This is a genomic window from Kitasatospora sp. NPDC059795, from assembly GCF_042732175.1.
Lineage (GTDB): Bacteria > Actinomycetota > Actinomycetes > Streptomycetales > Streptomycetaceae > Kitasatospora.
The window spans coordinates 753,728-766,170 of record NZ_JBHWID010000001.1 but is presented as its reverse complement, the minus strand read 5'-3'; the positions used below and the strand labels follow the sequence as shown (position 1 = coordinate 766,170).

The 12,443-nt window shown below is 71.3% G+C and carries 8 protein-coding genes; 7 read left to right on the top strand and 1 reads right to left on the bottom strand.

What is annotated here, in order from left to right; all coding sequences use genetic code 11:
- Positions 1 to 69: 69 nt before the first annotated feature.
- The gene (gene hemA / locus ACFV4P_RS03715) at positions 70 to 1,314 is read right to left on the bottom strand and encodes a 5-aminolevulinate synthase (protein ID WP_380466974.1); all 1,245 of its coding nucleotides are present in this window, start codon (positions 1,312 to 1,314) and stop codon (positions 70 to 72) included.
- Positions 1,315 to 1,503: 189 nt separating this feature from the next.
- On the opposite strand from hemA, the gene ACFV4P_RS03710 reads away from it, so the two are divergent.
- The 7 genes from ACFV4P_RS03710 (at position 1,504) to ACFV4P_RS03680 (ending at position 12,205) form a co-directional block, all read left to right on the top strand.
- A complete protein-coding gene (locus tag ACFV4P_RS03710; protein ID WP_380466971.1) occupies positions 1,504 to 3,057 on the top strand; it encodes a fatty acid--CoA ligase family protein in 1,554 nt (517 codons plus the stop codon).
- 7 nt (positions 3,058 to 3,064) lie between these two features.
- Positions 3,065 to 4,636, top strand: coding sequence for a long-chain fatty acid--CoA ligase (locus tag ACFV4P_RS03705; RefSeq protein WP_380466969.1), 1,572 nt, complete (start codon positions 3,065 to 3,067; stop codon positions 4,634 to 4,636).
- 958 nt (positions 4,637 to 5,594) lie between these two features.
- Positions 5,595 to 6,770 (top strand): ROK family protein, encoded by a 1,176-nt coding sequence (locus tag ACFV4P_RS03700; protein ID WP_380466967.1) that lies wholly within the window; start codon positions 5,595 to 5,597, stop codon positions 6,768 to 6,770.
- A gap of 300 nt (positions 6,771 to 7,070) precedes the next feature.
- Positions 7,071 to 8,384, top strand: coding sequence for an ABC transporter substrate-binding protein (locus ACFV4P_RS03695; protein WP_380466964.1), 1,314 nt, complete (start codon positions 7,071 to 7,073; stop codon positions 8,382 to 8,384).
- A 104-nt stretch (positions 8,385 to 8,488) separates the two neighbouring features.
- On the top strand, positions 8,489 to 9,448 hold the full coding sequence (locus tag ACFV4P_RS03690) for a carbohydrate ABC transporter permease (protein ID WP_380466962.1): 960 nt from the start codon (positions 8,489 to 8,491) through the stop codon (positions 9,446 to 9,448).
- On the top strand, positions 9,445 to 10,290 hold the full coding sequence (locus tag ACFV4P_RS03685) for a carbohydrate ABC transporter permease (protein WP_380466959.1): 846 nt from the start codon (positions 9,445 to 9,447) through the stop codon (positions 10,288 to 10,290). The genes ACFV4P_RS03690 and ACFV4P_RS03685 overlap by 4 nt, the downstream gene beginning before the upstream one ends.
- A 106-nt stretch (positions 10,291 to 10,396) precedes the next feature.
- Complete coding sequence (locus ACFV4P_RS03680; RefSeq protein WP_380466957.1) at positions 10,397 to 12,205, top strand: beta-galactosidase; 1,809 nt, start codon at positions 10,397 to 10,399, stop codon at positions 12,203 to 12,205.
- Positions 12,206 to 12,443: the final 238 nt, after the last annotated feature.

Sequence of the window (12,443 nt, the reverse complement as noted above, 5' to 3'; positions counted from 1 at the left end):
CGGCGCGGGCCCGGGGAGCGGGCGGGTCGCGGGGCGGCGGGAGCACCGCGCGCACCCCGTTGGGGCAGGTCAGCCGTCCGTTCCTGCGGACCGCTGCGGAACCGGAGTGCGCGCCACCCCCAGCTCCTGCCAGATCCCGTCCAGCGCCGCGACGAACGCCTCGACCTCCGCGGGCTCGTGGACGGCGCCGGGCGCGCTCCGGAGGATCTCCTGGCCCGTGCGCACGCTCGGCGCGTTGATCGCCTGCACGTAGATGCCGTGGCGTTCCAGCAGCAGGGCGGAGATCCGCCGGGCGAGTGCGTCGTCCCCGACGAAGATCGAAACGATGTGGGACCCGTCGGAGACGAAGGGGATGCCGCGTTCCGTGAGCAGCCGGTGCGCCAGTCGCGCGTTCTCGTGGAGCCGGTCGCGCTCCTCGTCCGAACTGCGCAGGTGCCGGACCGCGGCGAGCGCGCCCGCCACGACCGCCGGAGGCAGGGCGGTGGTGAAGATGAACGAGCGGGACAGGCCGCGCACCGCGTCGACCAGCTCGGCGGGACCGGCGATGTATCCGCCGGTGGTGCCGAATCCCTTGGCGAGCGTTCCCATGATCACGGTGAACTCGTCCGCGATGCCCAGGCTCGCGGCGATGCCGGCTCCCTCCGGCCCGTACATCCCGACCGCGTGGACCTCGTCGAGGAAGGTCATCGCGCCGTACTCGCGGGCGATCCGGGCGATCTCGGCGAGCGGGGCGACATCACCCGCCATCGAGTAGACCGACTCCATGACGATCATCTTCGGCCGGTCGGGATCGACGGCGGATATCAGCTCTTCCAGATGCGCCGTGTCGTTGTGGCGGAAAATGTGCTTCTCGGCGCCGCTGTGGCGGAGTCCGTCGATGATCGAGGCGTGGTTCATCTCGTCGGAGAAGACGACGCAGTTCCCCAGCCGGCCGGCCAGGACCGTGAGGGCTCCGTCATTGGCGGTGTATCCGGAGGTGAAGAGAAGGGCGTCGGCCTTGCCGTGCAGATCCGCCAGTTCCTTCTCCAGCAGCACGTGGTAGTGATTGGTCCCGCCGATGTTCCGGGAGCCGCCCGAGCCCGCGCCGTGGTCGTCGAGGGCTTCGCGGGTCGCCGCCAGGACCAGCGGGTGCTGGCCCATCCCCAGGTAGTCGTTGCTGCACCACACGCTGATCTCGGAGGTGATCCCGCCTCGCACGCTCCGGGCCGCCGGGAATTTCCCGGCGTGCCGGCCGATCTCCAGAAACTCCCGTTTCGCCTCCGCGGACCCGCCTTCCTTCATATGGCGCGAGAAGAGCTCCAGGTAATGGTTCATGGCCACCCTTTTCTCCGAGGACTGCGCCGATGCGGCGCCGGACCGGTAGAGGGAATTGTCCCAGAACGGGATATCACTTCGATGGCGCGGCCTGCGACAATTACACTCGCTCATTCGTTCCTGACAGACCCGCTATTCGCGTTGTACGCTGTGCGGAAATTCCTCGGAACGACGCCACTGGAGCTCTCTATGCCGTCGGACGGAACGTATGTCGGCCAAATCCTCGAAGTGATCTCCGCAGAACCGGAGAAAGTGGTCCTGTCCTGGCGCGACCGGACACTGACCGCGGCGGAGCTGACCGCCCTGGTCCGGTCGGCCGCGCAGGCCCTGCACCGGCACGTCGGCGGCAGCGGCGGCAGCGGCGGGAGCGCCGTGGTCGCCGTCCTGACCGTCACCAACACCGCCCCGACCCTGGTCCTGCGGTACGCCGCGAACCTGGTCGGCGCCACGGTGGTCCACTTGCACACCACCAACGCGGTCGATCCGGCGGACCGCATAGCGGCCGGCGCCAAACTCAAGATCCTCCGGGAGACCGGTGCGACGCACCTGGCCGTCGACGCGGAGAACCTCGCGACCGCCCGTGAGCTGCGCGAGCAGCTGGGCACCCCGCTCACTCTCGTCGCCCTCGGCGATCTCGGCCCCGACGTCCTGGACCTGACGACCGGCGACCCGGACGCGCTGGATCCGGCCGGCATCGAGATCGGGCTCGACCGGCCCGCGGTGGTGACCTACACGAGCGGGACGACCGGCGCACCGAAGGGCATCGCCTTCGACTTCCGGACCCGCAACGGCTTCATCTCCGCCGGACTCCAGATGCGCTGGCGGTCCGTCTACCTGGCCTTCCTCCCGCTCAGTCACTCCAGCGGCGCCGCGGCCGACGACTCACTCGCGTCCGGCGGCTCGGTGGTCCTGCAGGAGGGCTTCGACCCGGGCGACGCGCTGCACGCCATCGCGCAGCACGGGATCACCCGGATGCTGCTCTCCCCTCCCCAGCTGTACCTGCTCATGGACCGTCCGGAGGTGGGCTCGACCGACCTCTCCAGTCTTCAGATGGTCACGTACGTGGGCTCCCCCGCGTCCCCCGAGCGACTGGCCGAGGCGGTCAAGGTCTTCGGCGACGTGCTGATCCAGGTGTACGCGACCAGCGAGGCGGGCTTCGTCAGCATGCTCTCGCCCGCCGAGCACCTCGACCCCCGGCTGCGGGTCACGGTCGGCCGCCCGATGCCCGGCTGGGTCCGGATCACCGATCCGGACGACCACCGCGACCTGCCGCTCGGCGAGATCGGCGAGGTCTGCGTACGGTCGCCCTTCACGATGAAGGAGTACGTGGCCGAGCCCGAACTCACCGCCCGGACCGTACGGGACGGCTGGGTGCACACCGGCGACCTCGGCTTCGTCGACGGTGACGACTACCTCCACCTGCGCGGCCGGATCGGCGAGGTGGTCAAGACCAACGGCATCAAGATCCACCCGGTGACGGTGGAGAACGCCCTGCTGGCCCACCCCGATGTCGTGCAGGCCGCCGCCTTCTGCGTCCGGGACCAGGACCGGATCGAGTACCTGCACGCCGCCGTGGTGCTGCGCGAGGCGGGCACGGCCGGCCCCGACGACCTGGCGGAACACGTCCGGGCCACCCTCTCGCCCAAGCACGTCCCCGCGCGGATCCACGTCCGCCCCACGCTGCCCCTCACCGGCGTCGGCAAGCCGGACAAGGCGCGGCTGGCCGCGGAAGCGAGCGGGTGAAACCCCCATGACCCTCTCCGTGGCAGCCATCCTCGCCGAGTCCGCGCTACGGCGACCGGAGCACCCGGCGATCGTGTCCGGCACCCGGAAGATCACCTACCGCGAGCTGTGGGACGGGGCGCGGAGGTACGCGGCGGTGCTGCGCGCGCGGGGCATCGGCCCCGAGGACAAGGTGGCGCTGCTGCTGCCCAGCACCCCGCACTTCCCGCTGGCCTACTTCGGCGTGCTCGCGCTCGGCGCGGTCGCGGTCCCGGTCCACGCCCTGCTCCGGGCGGACGAGATCGCGTACGTCCTGAAGGACTCCGGGGCGGCGGCACTGATCTGCGCCGCCCCGCTCCTCGCCGAGGGCGGCAGGGCGGCGGAGACGACCGGCACACCCGTGCTCACCGTCATGGCGGACGAAGAGGACGGTGCCCGCGCGCCGCGGCTGGACGCGCTCGCGGCGCGGAGCACCCCGATCGACCGTCAGGTGCCGCGCGACCCCGAGGACATCGCGCTGGTCCTCTACACCTCCGGCACCACCGGCCGCCCCAAGGGCGCCCTGCTCACGCACCTCAACGTGGTGATGAACGTCGACACGACCATGCTGTCGCCGTTCGACTTCACCGCGGACGACGTCCTGCTCGGCTGCCTGCCGCTGTTCCACACCTTCGGCCAGATCTGCGGCATGAACACCTGCTTCCGGGCGGGGGCGACCCTGGTGCTGATGCCGCGGTTCGACGGACCGGGCGCGCTGGACCTCATGGTGCAGGAGGACTGCACCGTGTTCATGGGGGTCCCGACGATGTACACGGCGCTCCTCGACGCGGCCCGCACCGACCCCCGCAGGCCCCCGCTCGACCGCGTGTTCTCCGGCGGCGCCGCGCTGCCGGTGGCGGTCCTGGACGCGTTCCGGGAGACGTTCGGCTGCCCGGTCCTCGAAGGGTACGGACTCACCGAGACGTCTCCGGTGGTGGCCTACAACCAGAAGGCGTGGCCGCTCAAGCCGGGCACGGTGGGCCGGCCGATCTGGGGCGTCGAGGTCGAGATCGCCAGGGCGGAGGTGGAGGACAGGATCGAACTGCTGCCCGCCGGCGAGACCGGGGAGATCGTCATCCGGGGGCACAACGTGATGGCCGGCTACCTGAACCGGCCGGAGGCCACCGCCGAGGCCGTCGTGGACGGCTGGTTCCGCTCGGGCGACCTCGGCGTCAAGGACGACGAGGGCTACCTGTCCGTCGTCGACCGCAAGAAGGACGTGGTGCTGCGCGGCGGATACAACGTCTACCCGCGCGAAGTGGAGGACGTCCTGGCCCGCCACCCGGCAATCGCCCAGGCAGCCGTCATCGGGCTCCCCCACCCCGTCCACGGCGAAGAGGTGTGCGCGGTGGTGCGGCTCCGCCCCGGCACGACGCCGGACCCGGCCCTCGGCGCCATGATCGTCGCCTGGAGCAGGGAACGGATGGCGCCGTACAAGTACCCGCGCCGGGTGGAGTTCGTGGACGCCTTCCCCCTCGGCCCCAGCGGCAAGATCCTCAAACGGGAACTGACCGCCCACCTGGCCGCCGCGGACCCGGACAACCCACCGCACCCGCACTGAGCCCGGGCCCAGCCGGTCCAACGCCGAGGGTGGCCCAACGGCCCCTACTGCCGGTGGCGATGGCCGTCCTCGGGACATCGTCCCGGCTCGTCGATGAGGTTGCGCCGAACGCGGGCGATTCTGCCGAGCGTCGCGAGGGAGTCGTTCGAGCCGCCCAGGAGCGAGGGGGCGTTGCCGACGAAGCGGGCGCAGACGCCGATGTGCGAGCGGTAGACCTCGTCGAGCGCCCTCCGCAGGACCGGGTCCGCCCGTCCCCGCCCGTCCCCGGGCAGCCGGGGCGCCTCGCCCCAGCAGCGGAGCCGCTCGACCAGGACTCGGTGGAGTACGACCCGGACGCGTGCCGCCGGTGCCGCTCTTGCCGGTGGCGACCGGGCCGGTCCCGATGTACCCGCCGGTGCCGCCGCCACCACCGTTGCCGCCGTTGGCGGTGACGGTGATCCCGTTGACGGTGACGGTCGTGTCGCCACCGGCCCCGCCTGCGCCACCGGCCCCGCCGCCCGCACCGCCCGCACCGCCCGCACCGCCCGCACCGATGGTGATGGTGACGGCCACGGTGCCGCTGGTCCCGTCGACATTGTTGATCACGCTCTGGACGTAGCCGCCCGCACCGCCGCCACCCCCGCCTTGACCCCCAGTCGCCCGGCGACAACCAGCGCTGCACGTCAGACGGTGGACAGGCCGCGCTGTTCGTTCACCGAAAGGCACCTCAGCAGCGGCGGTGAACGACGTGTGGTCCCCGGCAAGTCCCCAAAAGTCCCGCTCCGATCTCGTCGCAGCGATTGATCCGGGCCCACCTCTACGGCTCTGTCGGCTTGCCGAGGAAGGACGGCGGAGGCGAGCTCCCCGGGGCCGGGGCGGCCGGCGGGTGCGGTGGTGGACTTTTTTTCTTGACGGTCGAAAATATCTCCGCCAGACTCTGGCCCGTGCAGTGTGTCCGGCGGGGTGAATGGAGTACGACGTGGCCGCTCTGACGGCTCTGGTCCCGGATCAGACAGGGGCTCAGGTCTTCGCGCAGGTGCTCACCGCCGGGCCGATGTCCCGCACGGTGATCGCGCAGCGGCTGGGGCTGTCCCCCTCGACGGTGACCCGGCTGCTGACGCCGCTGATCGAGGAGGGCTATCTCAGCGAGACCGGCCGGCAGAGCGCGACGGGCCTGGGCCGGCCGCAGCGCCTGTTGCGGGTCAACACCGAGCAGCACCTGGCGATCGGCATCCAGATCGCGCGCACCCATGTCGCGGCCGTGCTCACCGATCTCGGCGCCCGGACCCTCCTCCGACTGGAACAGCCCCTCGACTCCCCGGACCCGGCCCGGGCCCTGGCGGTGGCGGCGGAGCTGACGGCCCGCCTCGAAGCCGGGGCGCCGTCCGCCGGTGCGAAGCTCCTGGGCATCGGCGTCGGCGTGGGCGGTCACATCGACACGGCGACGGGGGTGTGCCGGTCGGCGGTGCGTCTGGGCTGGACGGATGTCCCGATCGCCGCTCCGCTCAGTGCCGCCACCGGGCTGCCGGTGGTGGTGGACAACGACGTCAACGCCCTGGTCATCGCCGAGAGGTGGTTCGGCGAGGGGCGGGACGTCGATTCGTTCGCGGTGGTCTCGGTGGGGCGCGGCGTCGGTGGGGCGCTGATGCTCCACGGGGTGCTCCACTCGGGGGCCGGCGGGCTGGCCGTCGAGTTCGGGCACCTGCCGATCGCCCCCGACGGGCCGCTCTGCGCGTGCGGCAACCGGGGCTGCGTGGAGGCGCTGGCCTCCTCGGACGCGGTCCTGCGGATGTTCCGCGAGGCCGGCGGTCGGCCCGACGCCGACTACGAGACCGTCACGGAGCTCGCGCGTTCGGGCCCGGAGGCCGACCGGTCGGCCGCACTCTCGGCGTTCGCCACGGCCGGGGACGCACTCGGGCGCGGCCTGGCCTGCCTGTGCAACCTGCTGAACCCGGGGCTGGTGGTGCTCGCGGGCGAGGGTGTGGTGGCCCATGAGCACTTCGGGCCCGCCATGACGGCCGCGCTGGAGCGCCATGCCGTCTCCACCGCGGCCCGGGACTGCGTGATCAAGATCGACCGGGCCAGCGAGACCCTGTGGGCGCGGGGAGCCGCCTGCCTGGTCATCCGGGAAAGCGTGAGTGCCCGCCGGGCCTGATTCCATCCCCCACTCCGGCGGAATTCCCTCCGGATTGTTTCAGTAATTTCCATACCGTCCCCAGCCCACTCCGAACCGGCTTTCGGCAGGCACTGAGCTGCCCGAATCAGCTGTTCAGCGCCGTGGGCCGTCGAGCCATGCGCAAATTCTCCGCTCGAATTCGGCCGCAAAAACCTGGCCTCGAAGTATTGACCCGCCCCGTCCACGGGTGCTGAATGATCTCCGTAATTTCCGAACGCGACTGCGTGCCGCCGCCCCGGCCGCGTCGCCCGGATCATCTCCCAGCGAAAGAAGTCCCCCATGCACTCCTTCGCCCCCAGAGCCCCCAGAGCCGCCAGAGCCGCCACCGGCGCGGCGATCCTGTCCCTGGCCCTACTGGCCACCGGCTGCAGCTCCGACACGGCCGCCACGTCGGCCCCGACCGGGCCGGTCTCCATGGAGTTCTGGGGCTGGGCACCCGGCTACGACAAGCTCACCGACCAGTGGAACGCCGCCCACCCCGACATCAAGGTGACGTTCAAGCAGATCCCGTCCGGCGCCAAGGGCGGCTACGACCAGATGACCAACGCGATCACCGCGGGCAAGGCCCCGTGCCTGGCGCAGGTGACCTACAACGACATCCCGTCGATGCTGGTCAAGAACGCGCTGATGGACATCACCCCGTATGCCTCCGGTGACACGGGCAAGTACCTGGACTGGACCGTCGCGGCCTCGTCGGCCGGCGGCAAGGTCTACGGCATCCCCGTCGACACCGGCCCGATGGCGCTGTTCTACCGCACCGACCTGTTCCAGAAGTTCGGCATCGCCACGCCTCCGGCGACCTGGGACGAGTACGCCGCCGACGCCGCGAAGGTGCACGCGGCCGACCCGGGCGTCGCCTTCGGCACCGCGCCCCAGGACGCCTACGACATGGCCGGACTGTCCTGGCAGACCGGCAAGTCCTGGTTCGGCACCAAGGACGGCGCCTGGCAGGTCTCCATCGACAACCCGGGCACCCAGCAGGTCGCCGGGTTCTGGCAGGGCCTCAAGGACAGGAACGAGGTGATGAACAGCGGCAACGCCTGGGACCCGAAGTTCAACAAGGCCTCGGAGACCGGGCAGGTGATGACCTTCGTCAACGCCGCCTGGGCCGTGCCGGGCATCAAGGGCGACCTCAAGGACCTGGCCGGCAAGTGGGCGGTGGCCCCGATGCCGACCTGGGCCGCGGGCGAGTCGACGAGCGCGGACTCCGGCGGTTCCGCCACCTCGGTGCTGACCGGCTGCAGGACGCCCCAGCAGGCCGAGCAGTTCGCCGCGTTCCTGTCGAGCGACCCGGCCGCGGTGAGCACCGGCATCTCGGTCGGCGGCCTGTACCCCGCCGCCAAGGCCGGTCTGGACGACCCGCTGCTGTCGCAGGGCGATCCCTACTTCGGCGGCCAGAAGATCTACGACGTCTTCAAGCGGTCCGCGGCGAACATCCCCACCAACTGGGTGGTCGGTCCGACCTTCGGCCAGGTGGAGGCGGACTACTCGGACGCCATCGGCAAGGGCGGCTACGCCCAGGCGACGACCACGGTCCAGCAGAAGACGGTCGCGGCGCTCAAGAGCTTGGGGCTCCCCGTGTCCGGCGGCTGATGTCCGAGGGACGTCAGCTGTCCGAGGACTCCGCGGCGCCGATCGAGGGGGCGGCGCCGCGGGGCCGCCCCCACCCCGTCGCAACCGTGCGAGGAACCCACACCATGAACGCCAGGACCGCACCACCGCCCGCACCGGCCACCGCCGCACCGGCGGCGGCCGGGCCCCGCCGCCGCCACCGCCACCGGACCGCGCTCAGCGCCGCCGGCTTCCTGCTTCCGTTCGGCGCCCTGTTCACCGCGACCATGCTCGCGCCGATCGGCTACGCGATCTGGCAGAGCTTCTACCAGGTCCACCGCCAGGGCCTGTTCGGCGGCGCGCAGACCACGCGGTTCGCCGGACTCGACAACTTCTCCCAGGCCCTGCGCGACAGCGACTTCACCGCCTCGCTCGGCCGGGTGGCGCTGCTGGGCGTCGTCCAGGTGCCGGTGATGCTGGGGCTCGCACTCCTCCTCGCGCTGCTGCTGGACTCGCGCTCGGCCCGGCTGCGCAAGACCTTCCGGATGACCTTCTTCCTGCCCTACGCCCTGCCCGGCGCGATCGCCGCAGTGATGTGGTCGTTCCTGCTGGTCAAGGACCTCTCGCCGTTCACCGGACCGCTCGCGGCGATCGGGGTGCACACCGACTTCCTGTCGGCCGGCTGGCTCCCGGTGTCGATCGGCAACATGATCACCTGGGGCTGGACCGGCTACAACATGCTGATCATCTACTCGGCGCTCCAGGCGCTGCCCGCCGAGGTGGTCGAGGCGGCGGCCCTCGACAACTGCACCGGCTGGCGGCTCGCCTGGCACGTCAAGATCCCGATGGTGCGACCCGCCCTGGTGCTGACGACGGTGTTCTCCATCATCGGCACCGCCCAGCTCTACACCGAGCCGTCCGTGCTCGCCGCCGCGCGGATCCCGGGCGCCTCCAGCAGGTTCAGCCCGATCATGAACACCACGCTCACCGCCTCCCAGGCGAACCCGAACCTGGCCGCCGCCGAGTCCGTGCTGCTGGCCCTGATCACCCTGGTCCTCTCCTTCGGGGTCCTGAAGTTCACCCAGCGAAGGATGGCCGACGCATGACCACCAGCCGGAGCCCGCTCGCCGGGCGACTCGTCGTCAACGCCGTGCTGGGCCTGATGGCCCTGTACACCCTGATCCCGCTCTGGTGGCTGTTCGTCTCGGCGTCCAAGGGCGAGGGCTACCTCTACCGGGGAAACCCGCTGTGGTTCTCCCACTTCGACCTGGGCGCCAACATCGGCCGCGTGTTCACCTTCCAGGACGGGATCTTCTCCTCCTGGCTCGTCAACAGCGCGCTCTACAGTCTGGTCGGCGCGGCGGTCAGCACCCTGCTGTCCGTCATGGCCGGCTACGCCCTCGCCAAGTACCGGTTCCGGGGCCGCGAGTCGGTCTTCAACGTCATCCTGGCGTCGGTGCTGATACCCGCGCCGCTGTTCGCGCTCCCGCTGTTCCTGATGCTGGCCGAGCTCCACCTCACCGACACCTACTGGGCCGTACTGATCCCCAGCTTCGTCAGCCCGTTCGGCGTCTACCTCTCCCGGGTCTACGCATCCTCGTCCGTCCCCGACGAACTGCTGGAGGCGGCGCGCATCGACGGCGCGGGCGAGCAGCGGACCTTCTTCCGCATCGCACTGCCGGTCATGACACCGGCACTGGTGACGATCTTCCTGTTCCAGTTCGTCAGCGTCTGGAACAACTACCTGCTGCCCGCGCTGCTGCTCAACGACGCGTCCAAGCTGCCGGTCACCGTCGGCCTGGTCCAGTGGCGCTCGGAGTTCGCCAACGGCGTCTCCCCGATGCTCCCGATCGTCGGAGCGTTCGTCTCGCTGGTCCCGCTGCTCGTCGCCTTCGTCGCCCTGCAGCGCTTCTGGCGCACCGGTCTGACCGCGGGCGCCGTGAAGTAACCACTCCCCCGTTCAACGGCTCGGACACGTGGACCACCGCCGCCCCACACACCACCCGCGACCCACTGCCCGCCACCCACCGAAGACGACCGAAAGCAGCGAACGCATGACCGTGCGACCCGCCCTCACCGTTGACGGCCCCCGCTTCCTGCGCGGCGACCGCGCGCACCACGTGGTCTCCGCCGCCGTGCACTACTTCCGCATCCACCCCGACCTGTGGCACGACCGGCTGCTGCGGCTTCGCGCCATGGGCTGCAACACCGTCGAGCTGTACATCGCCTGGAACTTCCACCAGCCCACGCCGGGCCCGGCCCGGTTCGACGGCTGGCACGACGTCGCCGCCTTCGTCCGCGAGGCCGACGCGCTCGGCCTCGACGTGATCGCCCGCCCCGGCCCGTACATCTGCGCCGAATGGGACCTCGGCGGCCTGCCGGCCTGGCTGCTCGCCGACGAGTCGATGCACCTGCGCACCGGCGACCCCGCCTACCTGGCCGCCGTCGACCAGTGGTTCGACCAGCTGATCCCCGTCCTCGCCGACCTCCAGGCCTCGCGCGGCGGCCCGATCGTCGCCGTCCAGGTCGAGAACGAGTACGGCAGCTACGGCAACGACCGGGCCCACCTGGAACACCTGAAGGACGGCCTGCTCGCCCGCGGCATCGACTGCCTGCTCTTCACCTCCGACGGCCCCGAGCCCCGGATGCTGGCCGGCGGCACCCTTCCCGGTGTGCTGGCCACCGCCAACTTCGGCTCCCGGCCCGACGAGGCCTTCGCCGAGCTCGCCGCGTTCCGCCCCGGCGAGCCGCTGGTCTGCATGGAGTTCTGGAACGGCTGGTTCGACCACTTCGGCGACCCGCACCACGTCCGCGACAGCGAGGACGCGGCCGAGACACTCGACGGCATCCTCGCCGCCGGCGGCTCCGTCAACATCTACATGGGCCACGGCGGAACCAACTTCGGCTGGTGGGCCGGCGCCAACCACACCGGCAGGACCCTCACCGAGCCCGGCTACATGCCCACCATCACCAGCTACGACTACGACGCGCCCGTCGGCGAGGCCGGCGAGCTGACCGAGAAGTTCCACGCCTTCCGCGAGGTCATCGGCCGCTACCTGCCGCTGCCCGAGGCCGAACTCCCCGCCCAGCCGCGCCGGGTGGCACCGCAGAGCGCTCCCGCCACCCGCGTGGCGGCCCTGCGCGACCAGCTCGGGCTGCTGTCCGTCGCGGCACACCGTCCGGCTCCGGAACCGATGGAGAAGCTCGGCCACCACCGCGGGCTCGTCCACTACCGGCACCGCGTCACCGGCCCCGCCGGGCCCGCCACACTGACCGTCGACGGCATCCGGGACCTGGCGCAGGTCTTCCTGGACGGGAAGCCCGTCGGCGTGCTGGAACGCGACGACGCGAGCCCGACCCTCGAACTGGTCGTCCCCGAAGGCGGCGCGGAACTGGAGATCCTCGTCGAGCCCTTCGGGCGGGTCAACTACGGCCCCCACCTCGCCGACCGCAAGGGGCTGACCGCCGGCATCCGACTGGACCACCAGCACCTGTTCGGCTGGGACATCCGGGTGCTGCCGCTCGACGACCTGACCCCCCTGCCGAACGCCCTGCCCGCCGGTTCCGATGCCACCGCCGGACCCGCCTTCCACCGCGCCGACCTGCAACTGCCGGAGGCCGCCGACGCGTTCCTCGCCGTCCCCGGCAGTGACCGCACCCTGGTGTGGGTCAACGGGTTCCTGCTCGGCCGCCTGCGGACCGAACAGGGCCCCCAGGTCACGCTGTACGCCCCGGCGCCCCTGTGGCGCGCGGGGAACAACGAGGTCCTGGTCCTGGACCTCGCCGGAACTGCCGCACCCCTCACCGTGGAACTGCGCGCGCAGCCCGACCTCGGACCCACCGCACCCGCGCCCCGGTCCTGACCGCACCAGGGACACCGGCCCGTTCCGCGCCCGCCCGGCAGGCGCCCCCCAGGAACGACGCCCGCGACCGGATGTCAACTGTGGTTCCGGTGACGGGGGTTCGTTCACCGACCGGCTGCTCCGCTGCCTCTCTGCGCGTCATCGTGTCTCCGCTCCCGCACCCGCCAACGACAGGTCGCTGCCGGCGGTGGGTGTCGGGAGGCGTCGGAGAACACGGCGTTCACCGGAGTCCTCGGGC

Bases quoted from the DNA above. Each gene is read 5' to 3' on its own strand.
- ACFV4P_RS03690 (WP_380466962.1), top strand. From the start codon at position 8,489: ATGAACGCCAGGACCGCACCACCGCCCGCACCGGCCACCGCCGCACCG.
- hemA (WP_380466974.1), bottom strand. From the start codon at position 1,314: ATGAACCATTACCTGGAGCTCTTCTCGCGCCATATGAAGGAAGGCGGG.
- ACFV4P_RS03685 (WP_380466959.1), top strand. From the start codon at position 9,445: ATGACCACCAGCCGGAGCCCGCTCGCCGGGCGACTCGTCGTCAACGCC.
- ACFV4P_RS03705 (WP_380466969.1), top strand. From the start codon at position 3,065: ATGACCCTCTCCGTGGCAGCCATCCTCGCCGAGTCCGCGCTACGGCGA.
- ACFV4P_RS03710 (WP_380466971.1), top strand. From the start codon at position 1,504: ATGCCGTCGGACGGAACGTATGTCGGCCAAATCCTCGAAGTGATCTCC.
- ACFV4P_RS03695 (WP_380466964.1), top strand. From the start codon at position 7,071: ATGCACTCCTTCGCCCCCAGAGCCCCCAGAGCCGCCAGAGCCGCCACC.
- ACFV4P_RS03680 (WP_380466957.1), top strand. From the start codon at position 10,397: ATGACCGTGCGACCCGCCCTCACCGTTGACGGCCCCCGCTTCCTGCGC.